Genomic DNA, 17356 nt, shown 5'->3' on the forward strand with positions numbered 1-17356 from the left:
GCTGGGTAGCTATGTACGGACGGGATAAGCGCTGAAAGCATCTAAGCGTGAAGCCCCCCTCAAGATGAGATTTCCCAGTATGTAAGACCCCTTGAAGACGACGAGGTAGATAGGCTGGGGGTGGAAGTGCAGCAATGCATGGAGCTGACCAGTACTAATCGGTCGAGGGCTTATCCAAAAGAAGTTGCAATGTGAGTTTCGGATCCGGTTTTCAGGGAGCAAACCCTGAACGATTTTAAGCTGCATGTCCTTTTAAGGATTGATATTTTGCTGAAGCCAAGCGCAGAAGCGAAGCAGCGCAAAAATCACGTTTGGTGGCGATGGCGGAGGGGTTCCACGCGTACCCATCCCGAACACGACCGTTAAGCCCTCCAGCGCCGATGGTACTTGGACCGAAGGGTCCTGGGAGAGTAGGACGCCGCCAAGCACAGATAACCACTGCCGATCTTTCGGCGGTGGTTTTTTGTTCATCCTGAAAGGGGCGTAGGCCAGTGAGTCAATCGGGTAAGATCTATGAAGGGAAATATACGGTTCACTCCAGCGATACGGATTTTCGTTCCAAGGGGAAATTGTCGTTTCTGCTGGATATCATGCAGCGGGCCGCAGATTCGGCTGTGCAGGATTATCAGGTCAGTCTGGCGGAGATGCTGAAGCTGAATATGGGCTGGATGCTCATGACGCTGGACCTGGAGATCCGGCGGATGCCGACTGTGGAGGACGAGCTGGTCGTGCGGACCTGGAGCAAGGGGACGAAGGGAGCGCTGTGGCAGCGGGACTTCCGCATTCTGGCGACGAAGGCAGGCGCCGAGGAAGGGACCGAGGCCGGGAAGGCAGAGGAAATCGCGGTAGCCCGCACCATCTGGGCGCTTGTGGATACCGGGAAGCGCAAAATGCTGCGTCCGTCCGCTTTTCCGGTACCGGTTGAACATTACACGGAAGACTCGGTTGGAGCATTTCCAGCCCAAGTCAAGGCCCCGGAAGGAACGGAATGGCAGGAGGTCTATCCTTACATCGTACGGTACAGCGGACTGGATCAGTATGGTCATTTGAATAATGCCCGGTACGGCGATCTTTGCTGCGATGTGCTGGAGCTGGAGGAGTGGCGCGGCATCGATCTAAAGCATTTCCGGATTACGTATGTGCAGGAAGCGACAATGGGAGCCGAGATTGGCCTCCAGCGCGCGAAGCTGAAGGAAGGATGCCTTGCGGTTCGCGGATGGAACGGCGAAGCTGTCTGTTTTGAAGCGGAACTGGAATGGGAAGCGGAAGAATCGGTGGGCCAAGACGAAGACGCCGGAATGGAGACCCTTTAAGTTGAAGACACTGGTGTTAGCGGAAAAGCCGTCGGTAGCTCGGGAGATTGCCCGGGTGCTGGACTGCCGGGAGAAACAGAAGAGCTTCATGGAAGGCCCCCGGTACATTGTGACCTGGGCGCTTGGACATCTGGTGGGTCTCGCTGAACCCGAAGATTATGATAAGAAATACGCTGTCTGGGCGCTGGAAGACCTGCCGATTCTGCCGGAGAAGAGCAGGCTAAAGGTGCTGAAGGAGACGGGCGGACAGTTCAAGGCCGTACAGCATTTGATGAAACGGGCCGATGTGGACGAGCTGATCGTGGCTACGGATGCTGCCCGGGAAGGCGAGCTGCTGGCGCGCTGGATTATGGCGATGGCGGGGTGGAACAAGCCCTTTCGGCGTCTGTGGATTTCGTCCCAGACCGACAAGGCGATCCGCGAGGGCTTCGCGGCTCTGAAGCCGGGCAGCGAGTTCGACCGACTGTACGAGTCGGCTCGCTGCCGCGCGGAGGCCGATTGGATGATCGGCCTCAATGTTACCCGGGCGCTGACTACGAAGTTCGGCGCCCCGCTCTCGGCCGGGCGGGTGCAGACGCCCACGCTCGGCATGATTATGGACCGGGAAGCCGAAATTGACGGCTTCCGGTCCCGGGAGTACGAGCGCCTGACGGCGGACTTCGGAAGCTGGCAGGCCGAGTGGCGCGGTGCGAACCAGGATGCGAGGCTCTGGGACAAGGCGCGGAGCGCGGAGCTGGCGAAGGCGCTGGAAGGCCGGAGCGGAACGGTCACGGGTGTGGTGCGGAGCGAGAAGACCGAGCCGCATCCGCTCGCGTATGACCTGACGGAACTGCAGCGGGATGCGAACCGGCGGTTCGGATTCTCGGCGAAGCAGACGTCGGGTCTGCTGCAGCGATTGTACGAGCAGCACAAGCTCGTCACCTATCCGCGGACGGACAGCCGGTATTTGACGGCGGATATGACGGATACGCTGAAAGAGCGGCTGGACAGTATCGGAATCGGTCCCTATGCGTCTTTGGCGCGCCCCTTGCTTCGGCGCAGTCTGAACATAACGAAGCGGATTGTGGACGACAGCAAGGTCAGCGATCATCATGCCATCATTCCGACGGAGCAGACGGTGCTGCTGAATGAGCTCTCGGCCGAGGAGCGCAAGCTCTATGATCTCATTGTCCGGCGGTTCATCAGTCTGTTCTATCCCCCTGCCCGCTATGACGCGGTATCGGTGACGGCGGAGGTCAACGGGGAGACCTTCACCGCAAGAGGAACGACCGGCAAGGAGCTGGGCTGGCGCGAAGTGTATGGCGGCGACCTGTCCGATACGGAGGAAGGAGAGTCCGAGGAAGAAGAGAACGCGGCTTCCCGAAATATCCGCCTGCCCGAAATCCGGGAAGGGGAGGGGGTAACGGTGCGCCGCTGCGTGCTGCGGCCCGGACGGACCCAGCCGCCGAAGCGCTATACCGAAGCCAGCCTGCTGACCCAGATGGAGAAGCATGGGCTTGGGACGCCGGCTACGCGGGCCGACCTCATTGAGAAGCTGGTAAGCTCGGATACGATTGAGCGCCAGGGCAATCTGCTCCACCCGACGAGCAAGGGCAAACAGCTGATCGGGCTGGTCTCGCCGCGGCTGCGGACACCGGAGCTGACGGCGCGCTGGGAGAGCGAACTGGAGCGGATTGCGCGCGGTCTGGGCAAGCCGGAGCCTTTTATCCGGGGAATTCGGGAGATGGCGCGGGAACTGGTCGGAGAGGTTAAGAACAGCCAGGCGGAATACAAGCCCCATAATGTCTCGAACAGCCACTGTCCGGACTGCGGCGCAAGGCTGCTGGAGAAGAAGACGAAACGGGGCAAGCTGCTGGTCTGTCCTTCGGAGAGCTGCGGATACACGCGGTCCGGTGAGAAACGTCTCTCCGGACGCCGCTGTCCGCAGTGCCACAAGAAGATGGAGCTGAAGGAAGGCAAGGCGGGTAGGTATGTGCAGTGTCTTCCCTGCGGCATCACCGAGACGGTCGACAAGGACAACGGGCGGGTGAACAAGCGGGAGCAGCAGAAGCTGGTCCAGCAGTACAGCAAGCCGGAGAGTCTGGGGACCAGTCTCGGCGATCTGCTGAAAGCCGCTCTGGAGAAGCAGCAGGAAGGTAAATAACGAAGCCGGCAGCGGCTTCTACTGAAGGCCCGGACCATGAAACCGGGTCGTTATTTTAAATTTAAAGTTGACGTTAACGTTAACAATACATATAATAAGACAATGGAAATGAAAGTCTGTCAGAAAGCGCATGAGGAGGAGCAGACATGGGCTGGCTCAAAATTGAACAGGTCGCTCAGGAGACGGGGCTGACGAAGCGGACGATCCGCTATTACGAGGAGATCGGGCTGCTTGACTCGCCGCACCGGAGCGAGAAGGGAACACGGCTCTACACGCCCGAGGATATCGAGAATCTGCGCCGGGTGGTCGATGCCAAGGAAGTGCTGGGAATCTCGCTTCAGGATCTTCAGCGGTTCGTCTCCTTCCGCCACTCACTGGAAGCCTACCGCCGGGATTACAAAGGCCGGGAGGCTCCCGAGGTCCGAAAGGAGCGGACGGAGAAGCTGTCGGAGCTGCGGGAACTGCTCGATGAACAGCTGGAGCTGCTGGACCGCAAGCTGGAGAAGATGACCGCCTTCCGCGACGAGCTGCACGGGATACGGGTACGGGCAACCGAAGTGCTCGATGAATTGGAATCTACGAAAGAGTAAGGACAGGTGAGGAATGAAGATGAATACAACGACTGTAAAAACGCCGAATCGCATTGAACCGGCCGATCTTGCGTCCGCCAAGCAGCCGCGGGCCGTCTGGGCCGTTGCGTTTGCGTGCGTGATTTCTTTTATGGGACTCGGGCTGGTAGACCCGATTCTGCCGGCGATCAGCCATCAGCTGAACGCGACGCCGAGCCAGACTTCGCTGCTGTTCTCCAGCTATAATCTGGTTACGGGCATCGCCATGCTGGCAACCGGCTTCATCTCTTCGCGCATGGGCGTGAAGTGGACGATGATGACGGGGACCCTGCTGATTATTGCTTTTGCTCTCCTCGGGGGGATGTCGGGAAGCATCGGGGAACTGGTGGGCTACCGGGCCGGATGGGGCCTCGGCAACGCGCTGTTCATTGCTACCGCACTGTCCGCCATCGTCGGGCTGTCGACGAGAGGATCGGCGAAGGCGGTCATCATGTATGAGGCGGCCCTGGGCCTTGGCATCTCGGTTGGCCCGCTGCTCGGCGGGGAACTCGGTTCGATCTCGTGGCGCGGCCCGTTCATCGGAGTCGGCGCGCTGATGCTGATTGCGTTCATCTCGATCGGTGTCCTGATGCCGAAGGTGCCGAGACAGGCCAACCGTACCTCGCTGGCCGATCCGTTCAAGGCGCTGCGCCATCCGGGTCTGCTCGTGCTGGCCGTTACCGCTTTTCTGTACAATTTCGGCTTCTTCACCCTGATGGCCTACACGCCGTTCGTCATGGACCTGGATGAGCATGGCCTCGGGTATGTCTTCTTCGGTTGGGGCATTCTGCTGGCCGTTACTTCGGTATTTGTTGCTCCCCGGCTGCAAAAGCGCTTCGGCTCCATCCGGTCCATGTCGGTGGCCCTGCTGCTGTTCGCCCTGGCGTTGCTGGTGATGGGCATCTGGACGTCGTCGCAGACGACCGTCATTGTGTCGGTTATCGTGGCCGGCGCCTTCCTGGGCACGAACAACACGCTGATAACGACAGCGGTGATGGAAGCGGCTCCGGTGGAACGCTCGACGGCATCGGCGGCCTACAGCTTTGTTCGGTTCATCGGAGGGGCGCTGGCGCCCTGGCTGGCCGGCAAGCTGGCCGAGTGGTACAACCCGCACATGCCTTTCTATGTGGGCGCGGCCTTTGTCGTCGTTGCGGTGCTGACCGTGCTGCTGGGGCGCCGCTTCCTGAGCCATGTGGATGCGGCTTCGGGACACTGAGAACAGACGCCGGCCCTTTCAGAAGCCCCCGATTTCGGGGTTCGGTAATCCGAACCGGAATCGGGGGCTTCTGCTTTCAGGGAACATGCAGTATAAAGGAAGAGTGCGCATTCATAAGCCGGGGGAATTCCCGGCGTCAGTCAGGAGGACAACGATGACCCTCAAGCCATGGAATCAAACGCCGCAGGACGGTTCGGCCCCGCAAGCCGCAGACCGGACAACGGCAGGAACCGCCGGCACGCAGAACAACCGCAAGAACCGGCGTTTCTTTCTGCTTCTCGTATTTCTGTTCTGGTTCTCCTCCTATATCTATGTCCCGGTCCTGTCTCCGTATGTGGAGCATCTCGGAGCCTCCTACCTGATGGTGGGTATGGTGATCGGCGTGTACGGCCTGATGCAGATTTTCCTGCGGATGCCGATCGGCATCGGCTCGGACGTTACCGGGCGGCGGCGTCCGTACATCTGGCTGGGCCTGGCCGCAAGCGGCGTGGGCTGCCTGCTCTTCCTCGGCGGGGACCAGCCCGGATGGGCGCTCGCCGGCCGGGCGGTCTCCGGCGTCGCGGCAAGCGCCTGGGTGGTATACAGCATTATGTTCGCGGATTACTGGCCGAAGGAAGAGTCCGGGAGAGCGATGGGGATGCTCCAGTTCACTACGGTAGCCGCCCAGCTTACCAGCATGCTCCTGAGCGGTTATCTGGTGGATCGCTGGGGCTGGAACACGCCCTTTATCCTCGGAGCTCTTGTAGCGGCCGGCGCGCTGCTGCTCGCGCTTCGGCTGCCGGAGCAGCGCCGCAGCGGCGATGGGCCGGGCATCCGGCTGAATGAACTGGTACCGGTCATGCGGGAACCGCAGCTGGTCCGGGTATCGCTGCTCTCCGTTATGGCCCACTGCGTTCTGTTCATTACGATGTTCGGCTATACGCCGAGTCAGGCGCTGAATCTGGGGGCCAGCAAGGGAGACCTCGGCTGGCTGACGCTGTCGTTCATGCTGCCCCATGCGATTGCGACGCTGTACGGCCGCCGGCTGCTGGGAAGCCGGATGGGGGACCGCGGCGTGCTGACGCTCGGCTTCGCCGGAACGGCCGCCTTCACGCTGCTGATTCCGTTCCTGCCGTCCTTCGGGGCGCTCTGCGCCACGCAGATCGGGAACGGGCTGATGCAGGGATTGATTTTTCCGCTGCTGCTCGGCAAATCGGTGGAAGGCATCCATCCGGCCAAACGGGCGACGGCGATGGGCTTCTATCAGGCGGTCTATGCGCTTGGCATGTCCGGCGGCCCGTTCGTGGCAGGCTGGATCAGCAGCCTCTGGGGCCTCCGCGGCGGCTTCTGGCTTGGAGCAGCGGTGGCGGCCGCCGCCGCCGGGCTGACGCGGGTCTGGCTTCGGGAGCACCGCATGGAACGCGGGGAATAGAAGGCGGGACGCCCGGGTAGGGGCGTCTCATTGGTTTTTTGATTCCGGTAGGAATATAATAGAAGCAGAGGACGCCCAGTAGAGGAGCCGGTACGAGCATGGAGAAGGGAATTGCCATCTGGTTGGCGCTGATCAATATCATCGGCTATGTCGTGATGTCGGAAGACAAGGACAAGGCTATGGCGAGAAGGCAACGGACGCCCGAGAAGACGCTGTTTCTCCTGGCGCTGATCGGAGGGGCAGCCGGTGTTCTGATCGCCATGTACCGCAGACGCCACAAGACGAGGCATTGGTCCTTCATCCTGGGTATCCCGCTGCTGCTGCTGGTGAACGTTCTATTCTACGGTTATCTTCTCATCCAATAACAAGAGAGGTGTCGCACATGTTATTCTCCAACATTCTGCTTGCCTATGACGGTTCCAAAGCTTCCAAGCAAGCGCTTCTGCGCGCAATCGAGCTGGCCAAGGTAACGCCGGATTCCACGCTGCATGTCATCCATGCCTTTGACTTCCCAAGATTCTTCATCGGAGAAGCGCTTGCCCCTCTGCCGGCCTCGCTCAACAAGGATTATTACGACCTGGCCGTACAGACCACGGACGAAGCCAAGACCCGAATTGCCGAAGCGGGCCTGACCGCCAAGGTCGAGCTGCTGCAGGGTCCGCCGGCCGAACTCATTCTGAAATACGCCAAGGAGAACGAGGTGGATGTCATCGTAATCGGCAGCCGCGGGCTCGGCGGAATCCGGGAATTTGTGCTCGGAAGCGTCAGTCACAATGTGGTGCAGAACGCCCGTATCCCGGTGCTGGTCGTTAAATAAGAATAGCCTTTCACCTTAGAGAAGAGAGAACGCTGCGGCGTTTTCTCTTTTTTTGAATCGGGGCATTCCTTCTCGGCGAGGTTGCATCTCAAGGAGCTGCTAGCAAATGCAGGGCGGAGTGGGCCCAATGGCCCTTGCAGCGCCCTCTCGTTGTCCAAAAAGCGAACGTTGCTGACTATCTATTTGCCAATGTTCGGCTTTAAGTTGACACCGGATGTAGGGGGTTGTTAAACTGGACTCATAACCGCTCGTATAAAACCGGGGATAGGGCCCGGAAGTTTCTACCCGGGAACCGTAAATTTCCGGACTACGAGGAAGACAGAAGCCGTTCGGGTTCTCCCGGATGGACAGGGACAGCCGCCGGCCGCGTGCTGTTCTGCTTAACGCCCGCTCTGCGTGCGGACAATGGCTTCTCTCTTCCCTGGCAGTCCGGGTTCCCGCGTGGCAGCGAGAGGTCCGGACTTTTTTTGTGGGCCGCCGGCCAGGGACAGCCGGATCGAAATATGATAACGGAAGGCAGGTACAAGGATGCCGCTACAGGTCGGAGTCATTATGGGAAGCAAATCGGATTGGGAGACGATGGAGCAGGCGTGCGCCGTATTGGACGAGCTCGGGATCGGATATGAGAAAAAGGTCGTCTCCGCGCACCGCACGCCGGATCTCATGTTCCGCTATGCGGAGGAGGCCGCGGAACGCGGCCTTCGCGTCATCATTGCCGGAGCGGGCGGGGCCGCGCATTTGCCGGGCATGGTCGCGGCGAAGACGACACTGCCGGTCATCGGGGTTCCCGTGCAGTCGAGGGCGCTGAACGGCTTGGACTCGCTGCTGTCGATCGTGCAGATGCCGGGAGGCATTCCGGTTGCCACGGTCGCGATCGGCAAGGCCGGCGCCGTGAACGCCGGCCTGCTTGCAGCCCAGATCATCGGCGCGTTCGAGCCGGAGGTTGCCGGGCGGGTGCAGGCGCGCCGGGAACAGATTGCGGCCGAGGTGCTGAAGGGGAGCGACGAGCTATGAGCGGACAGGAGAAGCGGCAGGGCCGTCCGGTGAAGCCGGGGGCGACGATCGGCGTGCTGGGCGGCGGCCAGCTGGGCCGGATGCTGGCGCTGGCCGGCAGCGCGATGGGCTACCGGTTCGTCTCGCTCGATCCGGCGGCAGACTCGCCATGCAGCCAGGTGTCGCCGGCCATCGCAGCGGCCTATGACGACCGGGAAGCGGCGCGTGAGCTGGCGCGCCGCTGCGATCTGGTCACGTACGAATTCGAGAATGTCGATGCGGGCGTGGCCGCGCTGCTGGCGGAGGAGTCGTACGTGCCGCAGGGCAGCCGGCTGCTGTATACGACGCAGCACCGGCTCCGCGAGAAGGCGGCCATCGAGGCGGCGGGCGTGCCGGTGGCGCCGTACCGGCCGGTGTCGAGCCTGGACGGTCTGCGGGCAGCCGCCGCCGAGCTGGGGCTGCCTGCGGTTCTGAAGACCGTCACCGGAGGCTATGACGGCAAAGGCCAGGCGGTGCTGCGCGAGGAGCGCGAGTTGGAGGAGGCGTTCCGGTGGCTGATGCCGGATGGAGCGGCGAAGGCGGCCGGAGCGGGCGCGGAAGCTGGACAGGCCGGTGGCGCGGAGAACGGGCAAGCCGCAGCAGCGGCAGCTCTTCAGGCCCCGCTCGTGCTGGAGAAATTCGTGCCGTTCCGGTGCGAGATTTCGGTGGTGGCGGCGCGCAGCCCGGGCGGTGAGGTGACGAGCTTCCCGGTCTCCGAGAATATTCATGTGAACAATATTCTGCATCTGTCCATTGTGCCGGCCCGGGTGCCGCAGAATGTGCAGCTCCGCGCACGGCGGCTGGCCGAGCAGCTGATCGCCGGCCTGGATGCCGTCGGACTGCTGGCCGTGGAGATGTTCGTTACGGAAGACGGAGAGCTGTATGTCAACGAGCTGGCTCCCCGGCCGCACAACTCTGGCCACTATACGATGGACGCCTGCGCGACCTCGCAGTTCGAGCAGCATGTCCGGGCCGTGTGCGATCTGCCGCTCGGCGAGACCGACCTGCTGACCCCGGTGGTGATGGTGAACGTGCTCGGCCAGCATCTGGAGGGGGCCGTCGCCCGCTTCTGCGGCAGGGACGAGGCGGCCGCCGAGCTCGGGGTGATCCCGAAGCTGCACCTGTACGGCAAGACGGACGCCAAGACCGGGCGCAAAATGGGTCATATCAACCTGCTCTGCAAGGATACAGCCGATGCGCTGGCCTGGGTGGAGCAAACCAACTTGTGGAGGAACGAACAATCATGATTGAACGATACAGCAGACCGGAAATGCGGGCCATCTGGACCGAAGAGAACAAATTCAAAGCCTGGCTGGAGGTGGAGCTGTGCGCCTGCGAGGCCTGGGCGGAGCTTGGGGTGATCCCGAAGGAAGACACGGCGCTGCTGCGGGAGAATGCGAAGTTCGACATCGACCGGATCTACGAGATCGAGCAGGAGACGCGCCATGACGTCATTGCCTTCACCCGCGCGGTATCCGAGAGCCTGGGCGCGGAACGCAAATGGGTGCATTACGGTCTGACCTCGACGGATGTCGTGGATACGGCGCTCGGCTATCTGCTGAAGCAGGCGAACGACATTCTGGAGAAGGATCTGCTGAATTTCATTGCGATTCTGAAAGACAAGGCGGTGGCCTACAAGGATACCCCGATGATGGGCCGGACGCACGGCGTCCATGCGGAGCCGACGACGTTCGGCCTCAAGATGGCGCTCTGGCACGAAGAGATGAAGCGCAATCTGGAGCGGTTCCGGCATGCCGCAAGCGGCGTTCAGTTCGGCAAAATCTCGGGCGCCGTCGGCACCTACGCCAATATCGACCCGTTCGTCGAGGAGTTCGTCTGCCGGAAGCTCGGCACGACGGCAGCGCCGATCTCGACGCAGACGCTTCAGCGGGACCGCCATGCGGAGTATATGGCGACGCTGGCGCTGATCGCCACCTCCCTCGACAAATTCGCGACCGAAATCCGGGCGCTGCAGAAGAGCGAAGTGCGGGAGGTCGAGGAGGCTTTTGCCAAGGGACAGAAAGGTTCTTCCGCGATGCCGCACAAGCGCAATCCGATCGGCTGCGAGAACATCTCGGGCCTGGCCCGCGTGATCCGGGGCCATATGCTGTCGGCCTACGAGGATGTGACGCTGTGGCATGAGCGCGATATTTCGCATTCCTCCGTGGAGCGGATCATTCTCCCGGATGCGACGATGCTGCTCAACTACATGCTGAACCGCTTCGGCAATATCGTGAAGAACCTGACCGTGTTCCCGGAGAACATGAAACGCAATATGGGCGCTACGTACGGCGTGCCGTTCTCGGGCCGCATCCTGACGAAGCTGATCGACAAGGGCTTCAGCCGCGAGCAGGCGTACGACACCGTGCAGCCGCGGGCCATGCAGGCCTGGGAGACGCAGACGCAATTCCGCGAGATCGTCGAGAACACGCCGGAAATTACGGCTGTGCTCAGCCCCGAAGAAATCGCCGACGCTTTCAATCCGTCCTGGCATCTCAAGCATGTCGATACGATCTTCCGGCGGCTGGAGCTTATCTAAAATAATGGGAGTTCAGGGAGGCCCGTTGCGGCAGCGATGGACGTGCGGGCCTCCGGCATCCCAAGGAGGTATTTCCATGACGGTATCTACAGCCGTCGACCTGATCGACGCGCCGCTGCTCTACAAAGGCAAGGTGCGCGAGCTGTACGATCTGGGCGAGAAGGAGATGCTGGTCGTCGTCACCGACCGCATCTCGGCGTTCGACTATGTGCTGGAGCCGGCTGTGCCGGACAAAGGCAATGTCCTGAACCGGCTCAGCGCCTTCTGGTTCGGCCAGACGGCGAAGCTGATGGACAATCACGTTGTTCATATCGACGTGGACCGGCTCGGCCCGGCCGCGAAGCAGCCGGAGCTGCTGCGCAACCGGATTATGGTCGTCCGCAAGGCGCAGCGGATCGACATCGAATGCGTGGTGCGCGGCTATATTACCGGCGGCGGCTGGAGGCAGTACCAGGAGAGCGGAGCCGTCAACGGCATCGCGCTCCCCCCGGGACTGCGGAAGAACGCCAGGCTCCCCGAGCCGCTCTTCACGCCCGCGGCCAAGAACGATGTCGGCCACGATGAGGATATCCCGTTCGAGCGGATGCAGGAGCTGATCGGAAGGGAGCTTGCCGAGGAGCTGAAGGCGAAGAGTCTGGAGCTGTATGCCTATGCGCGCGATTACTGCGCAGAGCGCGGCATTCTTTTGGCCGATTGCAAGTTTGAATTCGGTCTGCTGGACGGCCGGGTGATTCTGATCGACGAAATCTTCACGCCCGACGCCTCCCGCTTCTGGGCCAAGGAGAACTACGCCCTGGACATCGAGATCGACAGCATGGACAAGGAGCCGGTACGGGCCTATCTGGCCGCCTCCGACTGGGACAAGAACAGCACGCCGGACCCGCTGCCGGAAGAAGTGGTCGCCGAGACAACGCGGCGCTATCTGGAGATTTATCAGCGGCTCACAGGCCATGCGCTGAAGGGGTAAAACCCGGGGCACCCCCGCGCCTTTTGCCGAAGATTGTCCGTCACGCACTGAATCGTTCATTATCTGAATGCTTAACGGCATTGAACTTAGGAGGAAGACAAGGATGTTAAAAGCGACCGTTTATGTCACCATCAAAAAGAGCGTGCTCGATCCCCAGGGTGTAGCTGTGCAGGGCGCGCTGCATTCCGTCGGCTTCCAGGAGGTTGAATCGCTCCGCATCGGCAAGTATATGGAGCTGACGCTGGATACGGACAACCGCAGCGAGGCCGAAGCGCGTCTGCGGGCCATGTGCGAGAAGCTGCTGGCCAATACGGTGATCGAGGATTACCGCTACGAATTGGAGGCGTGAAGCGTCATGAAATTTGCGGTACTTGTCTTTCCCGGTTCCAACTGTGATCTGGACTGCTACAAAGCGGTGGAAGAAACGGTCCGCGAGCCGGTCGATTACGTCTGGCATACGGCGACCGACCTGTCTCCCTACGACTGCATTATTGTGCCGGGCGGCTTCTCCTACGGCGATTATCTGCGCTGCGGCGCCATCTCCCGCTTCGCGCCGGTTATGAACGAAGTGGCCAAGGCGGCAGAGGAAGGCAAATACGTACTCGGCATCTGCAACGGGTTCCAGATTCTGACGGAGGCGGGCCTTCTGCCCGGCGCGCTGCGCCGCAACATGTCGATGAAGTTCCGCTGCCATGATGCGGTGCTGACGGTAAGGAACAACCGGACGCCGTTCACCGGCGATTACGCCCAAGGGGAAGAGATCATTATTCCGATCGCCCACGGCGAGGGCAACTACTATTGCGATGAAGATACTCTCTCCCGGCTGAAGGCCGGAGGCCAGATCGTATTCACCTACAGCGACAATCCGAACGGTTCCGTAGCGAACATCGCGGGAATCTGCAACGAGCGCGGGAATGTGCTCGGCATGATGCCCCACCCGGAGCGGGCGGTCAGCCGGCTGCTGGGGTCCGAGGACGGCAAGCGGATGTTCACCTCGATTCTGAAGACATGGAGGGATACGCATGGCACAGCAAGTGTCCGTTAAGGAACCGACCGCGGAGCAGATCCGCGACCAGTGGATCTACCGGCAGTTCGGCGTGTCGGACAGCGAATACGAGCAGATCGTCTCGTTCATGGGACGGCTTCCGAACTATACCGAGATCGGCGTATTCAGCGTCATGTGGTCCGAACACTGCGCGTACAAGAACTCGAAGCCGCTGCTGCGGCGCTTCCCGGTCAGCGGCCCCCGGGTCCTGATGGGACCGGGCGAGGGCGCGGGCATCGTCGATATCGGCGACAACCAGGCGGTCGTCTTCAAGATCGAGAGCCATAACCACCCTTCGGCGGTGGAGCCGTATCAGGGCGCGGCGACCGGCGTCGGCGGGATTATCCGCGACATCTTCTCCATGGGCGCGCGGCCGGTTGCGATTCTGAACTCGCTGCGATTCGGCCGTCTGGAGAGCGACCGGGTGAAGTATCTGTTCGAGCATGTCGTCTCCGGCATCGCCGGGTACGGCAACTGCATCGGCATTCCGACGGTCGGCGGGGAGATTATGTTCGACGACAGCTATGACGGCAACCCGCTGGTCAACGCGATGTGCGTCGGCCTGATCGACCACGACAAAATCCAGCGCGGCGTCGCCAAGGGCGTCGGCAACCCGGTCTTCTACGTCGGCCCGCCGACGGGCCGCGACGGCATTCACGGCGCGACCTTTGCCTCGGTGGAGCTGAGCGAGGAGTCGGAAGCGAAGCGGACGGCGGTGCAGGTCGGCGATCCGTTCATGGAGAAGCTGGTCATGGAAGCTTGTCTGGAGCTGATTGATACGGGAATCGTGCTGGGCATTCAGGACATGGGCGCGGCGGGGCTGACCTGCTCCAGCGCCGAAATGGCGAGCAAGGCCGGCAACGGTCTGGAGCTGTATCTGGATCAGGTGCCCCAGCGCGAAGAAGGCATGACGCCATACGAGATGATGCTGTCGGAATCCCAGGAGCGGATGCTGTTCGTTGTGGAACCGAAGGATGAGCAGCAGGCGCAGGAAATCTTCGACCGTTGGGGCGTGATCTGCCGCAAGGTCGGCAAGGTGACGGACGACGGACGGCTGAAGCTGTTCCACCACGGCGAGGTTGTCGGCGACATGCCGGTGACGGCGCTGGTCGACGAATGTCCGGTGTACGAGAAGCCTTCGGCCGTTCCGGCCTATTACGAAGCGAATGCGGAGGTCGATACGCTGCGCTACGAAGAAGTGACAGACCTCGGCGGCGCGCTGAAAAAAGTGCTGGCTTCTCCGACCGTCGCCAGCAAATCCTGGGTCTATGACCAGTACGACTATATGGTTCGTACCAGCACGGCGGTGCGTCCCGGTTCCGACGCCGCCGTCGTCACCGTGCCGGGAACGCGCAAGGGACTCGCGATGACGACCGACTGCAACGGCCGCTACGTCTACCTCGATCCCGAGATCGGCGGCCGGATCGCGGTCGCGGAAGCGGCGCGCAACATCGTCTGCTCCGGCGCGCAGCCGCTGGCCATCACCGACAATCTGAATTTCGGAAGTCCCGAGAAGCCGGACATCTTCTGGCAGATGGAACGGGCGGTGGACGGCATGGCGGAGGCCTGCCGGACGCTGGATACGCCGGTTATCGGCGGCAATGTCAGTCTGTACAATGAGAATGCCTCCGGGGCGATCTATCCGACGCCGGTCGTCGGCATGGTCGGACTGGTGGAGGATGTCGACCACATTACCACTCAGGGCTTCAAGCAGGAGGGCGATGTCATTCTGCTGGTCGGCGAAACGCGTGCCGAACTGGGCGGCAGCGAATTCCAGTATGCGGTGCACGGGGTAACGGAAGGCCGTCCGCCGGTGATCGACCTGGAGAAGGAGCGCCTGACGCTGGATGCGGTGCTCGCGGCCATTCGGGCCGGGCTGGTGAAATCGGCCCATGACCTGTCCGAGGGCGGTCTTGCGGCGGCGCTGGCGGAGTGCTGCATCAGCGGGGGCATCGGGGCGGCTGTCGTGATGAAATCCGGCGGGCTGCGCCGCGACGTGGCGCTGTTCAGCGAGAGTCAATCGCGGCTGCTGCTGACCGTGGACACGGACCGGGCGGAAGAGCTGCGGTCGAGACTGGCCGCCGCCGGTGTGCCGGTGGAAGTGATCGGAACCGTCAACGGCGAAGGGCCGCTGCGGATCTGGATGGATGGTGAATTGGTGCTGGAGGAGCAGGTAGCGGAACTGAAATCGGTGTGGGAGGATGCGATTCCATGTCTGATGAGATAAAGACCGGGAACGCTAACCAAGACAAGACATCTGCGCTGTGGACCGGCGATTATTATAACCAGGGAACGGTTTCCGGTGATATTTTTGATACGCTGAAAGAGGAATGCGGGGTCTTCGGGGTCTTCGGACATCCCGAAGCCGCCTCGATGTCTTATTACGGACTGCATGCCCTGCAGCACCGGGGCGAAGAGAGCGCCGGCATCTGCGTTACGGACGGCGAGAATTTCAATTACCACCGGGGAATGGGTCTGGTCAAGGAAGTGTTCGACAAGGACCGCATCCAATCTCTGGTCGGGGATCGGTCGATTGGCCATGTCCGCTATTCGACCAGCGGCGACAGCCGGCTGACCAATGCCCAGCCGCTCGTATTCAAATACCGGGACGGGGACCTGGCGATTGCTACGAACGGCAATATCGTCAACGAGCCGCTGATTCGAAGACAGCTGGAGGCCAGCGGCTCGATCTTTCAGACGACAAGCGATACCGAGGTGCTGGCGCATCTGATCGCCCGGTCGCCGAAGGGATTCGTCGAAGCGGCCAGGGACGCGCTGAGCCAGCTTGTCGGCGGCTTCGCCTTCCTGCTGCTGATGAAGGACAAGCTGCTGGTCGCCTCCGACCCGAACGGCCTTCGGCCGCTTGTGATGGGCCGGGTCGGCGAAGCGTATGTCTTCGCTTCGGAATCCTGCGCGCTGGAGACGATCGGCGCGGAGATTGTCCGCGACATCGAGCCGGGCGAGCTGCTCGTCCTGGACGAGCGCGGCCTGACGGAAGACCGGTTCGCCGAGCCGAAGCGCAAAGCGCTGTGTGCGATGGAGTACATTTATTTTGCCCGGCCGGACAGCGATCTGAACGGGTCCAACCTGCACGCCGCCCGCAAGCGGATGGGGGGGAGGATGGCTATCGAGTCGTTCGTCGATGCGGACATTGTTACCGGAGTGCCGGACTCCAGCATCTCCGCCGCCATCGGCTATGCCGAGCAGACGGGAATCCCCTATGAGCTGGGCCTGATCAAGAACAAGTACACCGGCCGTACCTTTATCCAGCCGAGCCAGGAGCTGCGCGAGCAGGGCGTGAAGATGAAGCTCAGCGCCGTGCGCCGGGTCGTGGAGGGACAGCGGGTCGTCATGATCGACGACTCGATCGTCCGCGGAACCACTTCCCGCCGGATCGTCAATCTCCTGCGCGAAGCGGGCGCGACCGAGGTGCATGTGCGGATTACGTCGCCGCCCTTCAAGAACCCGTGCTTCTACGGCATCGACACGCCGGACCGGCGCGAGCTGATCGCCTCTTACAAGACGATTGACGAGATGCGGCGGGAGATCAACGCGGACTCGCTGGCCTTCCTCACCCCGGAGGGGCTGATCCAGTCGATCGGCGGACTGAACAAGGACGATTACAAAGGCGGCCTGTGCCTGTCCTGCTTCGACAACGATTACCCGACTCAGGTCGATTTCGGCGGCGACGAGAAGGAAGGCTGCTCCTGCTAAAGAGCCGGGCAGAGGCGTAACTGCGGAAGCATGGTGCGGGAGCAATCTGCGGGAGCGGCTGAAATACGGGGTGTGGGAGCATGGTGCGGAAGCGGTTGAGGAACGGGTTGCGGGAGCATGTTGCGGAAGCGGCTGAAGTACGGGTTACGGGAGCATGTTGCGGGAGCAGCTGAAGTACGGGTTGCGGGAGCATGTTGCGGAAGCGGCTGAGGAACGGGTTGCGGGAGCATGTTGCGGAAGCGGCTGAAGTACGGGTTACGGGAGCATGTTGCGGGAGCGGCGGAGGAACGGGTTGCGGAAGCAAGCCGGACCGTACGGACGCTATATTCGGCGGGAAAGCGGTTTTTCGCAGATTGCCGGACTCCACAGCCCTTATTTGCTTGAATTTGAGCCGTGAACAGCCGTTTGGGGCGAAATAAGGGCGCTGGGGTCCGGCAGCAAGCCCCAAAGCTGCATATTCGGGGAAATAAGGTCTCCTGTGTCCGCTATGCCGGAACTTCCGGCCAGTCAGAACGACTGCCGGGCTGGCAGGCCGGATGCAGAACAAGCAG

At 61.6% G+C, this 17356-nt stretch carries 15 protein-coding genes, 2 rRNA genes and 1 riboswitch; all 17 genes read left to right on the forward strand.

What is annotated here, in order from left to right:
- Positions 1-178 (forward strand): 23S ribosomal RNA (locus tag RBI05_RS11355); the annotation flags it as partial.
- A gap of 132 nt (positions 179-310) precedes the next feature.
- Positions 311-427, forward strand: a 5S ribosomal RNA gene (gene rrf, locus RBI05_RS11360).
- A 64-nt stretch (positions 428-491) separates the two neighbouring features.
- The gene (locus RBI05_RS11365; RefSeq protein WP_310551194.1) at positions 492-1313 is read left to right on the forward strand and encodes an acyl-[acyl-carrier-protein] thioesterase; all 822 of its coding nucleotides are present in this window, start codon (positions 492-494) and stop codon (positions 1311-1313) included.
- A 1-nt stretch (position 1314) separates the two neighbouring features.
- Entirely contained in the window at positions 1315-3456 is a 2142-nt protein-coding gene (locus tag RBI05_RS11370) for a DNA topoisomerase III (RefSeq protein WP_310551195.1), read from the forward strand.
- Between the two features lie 146 nt (positions 3457-3602).
- Complete coding sequence (locus RBI05_RS11375) at positions 3603-4046, forward strand: MerR family transcriptional regulator (RefSeq protein WP_310551196.1); 444 nt, start codon at positions 3603-3605, stop codon at positions 4044-4046.
- A gap of 13 nt (positions 4047-4059) precedes the next feature.
- Positions 4060-5280 (forward strand): MFS transporter, encoded by a 1221-nt coding sequence (locus tag RBI05_RS11380; protein WP_150457901.1) that lies wholly within the window; start codon positions 4060-4062, stop codon positions 5278-5280.
- A gap of 154 nt (positions 5281-5434) precedes the next feature.
- Positions 5435-6691, forward strand: a complete 1257-nt coding sequence (locus tag RBI05_RS11385) for an MFS transporter (protein ID WP_310551197.1) — start codon at positions 5435-5437, stop codon at positions 6689-6691.
- A gap of 98 nt (positions 6692-6789) precedes the next feature.
- Positions 6790-7056 carry a DUF1294 domain-containing protein gene (locus tag RBI05_RS11390; protein ID WP_150457903.1) on the forward strand — a complete coding sequence of 89 codons (267 nt, stop codon included), beginning with the start codon at positions 6790-6792 and terminating at the stop codon, positions 7054-7056.
- A gap of 17 nt (positions 7057-7073) precedes the next feature.
- Positions 7074-7508, forward strand: a complete 435-nt coding sequence (locus tag RBI05_RS11395) for a universal stress protein (RefSeq protein WP_150457904.1) — start codon at positions 7074-7076, stop codon at positions 7506-7508.
- A gap of 228 nt (positions 7509-7736) precedes the next feature.
- Positions 7737-7838, forward strand: a riboswitch (purine riboswitch).
- Between the two features lie 198 nt (positions 7839-8036).
- Positions 8037-8522 (forward strand): 5-(carboxyamino)imidazole ribonucleotide mutase, encoded by a 486-nt coding sequence (gene purE, locus RBI05_RS11400; protein ID WP_150457905.1) that lies wholly within the window; start codon positions 8037-8039, stop codon positions 8520-8522.
- Positions 8519-9787: a 5-(carboxyamino)imidazole ribonucleotide synthase gene (locus RBI05_RS11405; RefSeq protein ID WP_310551198.1), complete on the forward strand. Its 1269-nt coding sequence runs from the start codon at positions 8519-8521 to the stop codon at positions 9785-9787. The genes purE and RBI05_RS11405 overlap by 4 nt, the downstream gene beginning before the upstream one ends.
- Positions 9784-11079: an adenylosuccinate lyase gene (gene purB, locus RBI05_RS11410; protein ID WP_150457907.1), complete on the forward strand. Its 1296-nt coding sequence runs from the start codon at positions 9784-9786 to the stop codon at positions 11077-11079. Before RBI05_RS11405 ends, purB begins: the two co-directional genes overlap by 4 nt.
- A gap of 76 nt (positions 11080-11155) precedes the next feature.
- Positions 11156-12046, forward strand: a complete 891-nt coding sequence (locus tag RBI05_RS11415) for a phosphoribosylaminoimidazolesuccinocarboxamide synthase (protein ID WP_310551199.1) — start codon at positions 11156-11158, stop codon at positions 12044-12046.
- Between the two features lie 103 nt (positions 12047-12149).
- A complete protein-coding gene (purS, locus tag RBI05_RS11420) occupies positions 12150-12395 on the forward strand; it encodes a phosphoribosylformylglycinamidine synthase subunit PurS (protein WP_150457909.1) in 246 nt (81 codons plus the stop codon).
- 6 nt (positions 12396-12401) lie between these two features.
- A complete protein-coding gene (gene purQ, locus RBI05_RS11425; RefSeq protein WP_310551200.1) occupies positions 12402-13091 on the forward strand; it encodes a phosphoribosylformylglycinamidine synthase subunit PurQ in 690 nt (229 codons plus the stop codon).
- Positions 13069-15318, forward strand: a complete 2250-nt coding sequence (gene purL / locus RBI05_RS11430) for a phosphoribosylformylglycinamidine synthase subunit PurL (protein WP_310551201.1) — start codon at positions 13069-13071, stop codon at positions 15316-15318. The genes purQ and purL overlap by 23 nt, the downstream gene beginning before the upstream one ends.
- Entirely contained in the window at positions 15303-16805 is a 1503-nt protein-coding gene (purF, locus tag RBI05_RS11435; RefSeq protein WP_310551202.1) for an amidophosphoribosyltransferase, read from the forward strand. Before purL ends, purF begins: the two co-directional genes overlap by 16 nt.
- Positions 16806-17356: the final 551 nt, after the last annotated feature.

The sequence above is a fragment of the Paenibacillus glufosinatiresistens genome, assembly GCF_031470375.1.
Classification (GTDB): domain Bacteria; phylum Bacillota; class Bacilli; order Paenibacillales; family Paenibacillaceae; genus Paenibacillus_AQ; species Paenibacillus_AQ glufosinatiresistens.

Excerpts from the sequence above, each read along its gene's own strand:
- RBI05_RS11390 (WP_150457903.1), top strand. The coding sequence starts at position 6,790 with ATGGAGAAGGGAATTGCCATCTGGTTGGCGCTGATCAATATCATCGGC.
- RBI05_RS11385 (WP_310551197.1), top strand. The coding sequence starts at position 5,435 with ATGACCCTCAAGCCATGGAATCAAACGCCGCAGGACGGTTCGGCCCCG.
- purB (WP_150457907.1), top strand. The coding sequence starts at position 9,784 with ATGATTGAACGATACAGCAGACCGGAAATGCGGGCCATCTGGACCGAA.
- RBI05_RS11415 (WP_310551199.1), top strand. The coding sequence starts at position 11,156 with ATGACGGTATCTACAGCCGTCGACCTGATCGACGCGCCGCTGCTCTAC.
- RBI05_RS11375 (WP_310551196.1), top strand. The coding sequence starts at position 3,603 with ATGGGCTGGCTCAAAATTGAACAGGTCGCTCAGGAGACGGGGCTGACG.
- purE (WP_150457905.1), top strand. The coding sequence starts at position 8,037 with ATGCCGCTACAGGTCGGAGTCATTATGGGAAGCAAATCGGATTGGGAG.
- RBI05_RS11405 (WP_310551198.1), top strand. The coding sequence starts at position 8,519 with ATGAGCGGACAGGAGAAGCGGCAGGGCCGTCCGGTGAAGCCGGGGGCG.
- purS (WP_150457909.1), top strand. The coding sequence starts at position 12,150 with ATGTTAAAAGCGACCGTTTATGTCACCATCAAAAAGAGCGTGCTCGAT.
- purQ (WP_310551200.1), top strand. The coding sequence starts at position 12,402 with ATGAAATTTGCGGTACTTGTCTTTCCCGGTTCCAACTGTGATCTGGAC.
- purL (WP_310551201.1), top strand. The coding sequence starts at position 13,069 with ATGGCACAGCAAGTGTCCGTTAAGGAACCGACCGCGGAGCAGATCCGC.
- RBI05_RS11380 (WP_150457901.1), top strand. The coding sequence starts at position 4,060 with ATGAAGATGAATACAACGACTGTAAAAACGCCGAATCGCATTGAACCG.
- RBI05_RS11395 (WP_150457904.1), top strand. The coding sequence starts at position 7,074 with ATGTTATTCTCCAACATTCTGCTTGCCTATGACGGTTCCAAAGCTTCC.
- purF (WP_310551202.1), top strand. The coding sequence starts at position 15,303 with ATGTCTGATGAGATAAAGACCGGGAACGCTAACCAAGACAAGACATCT.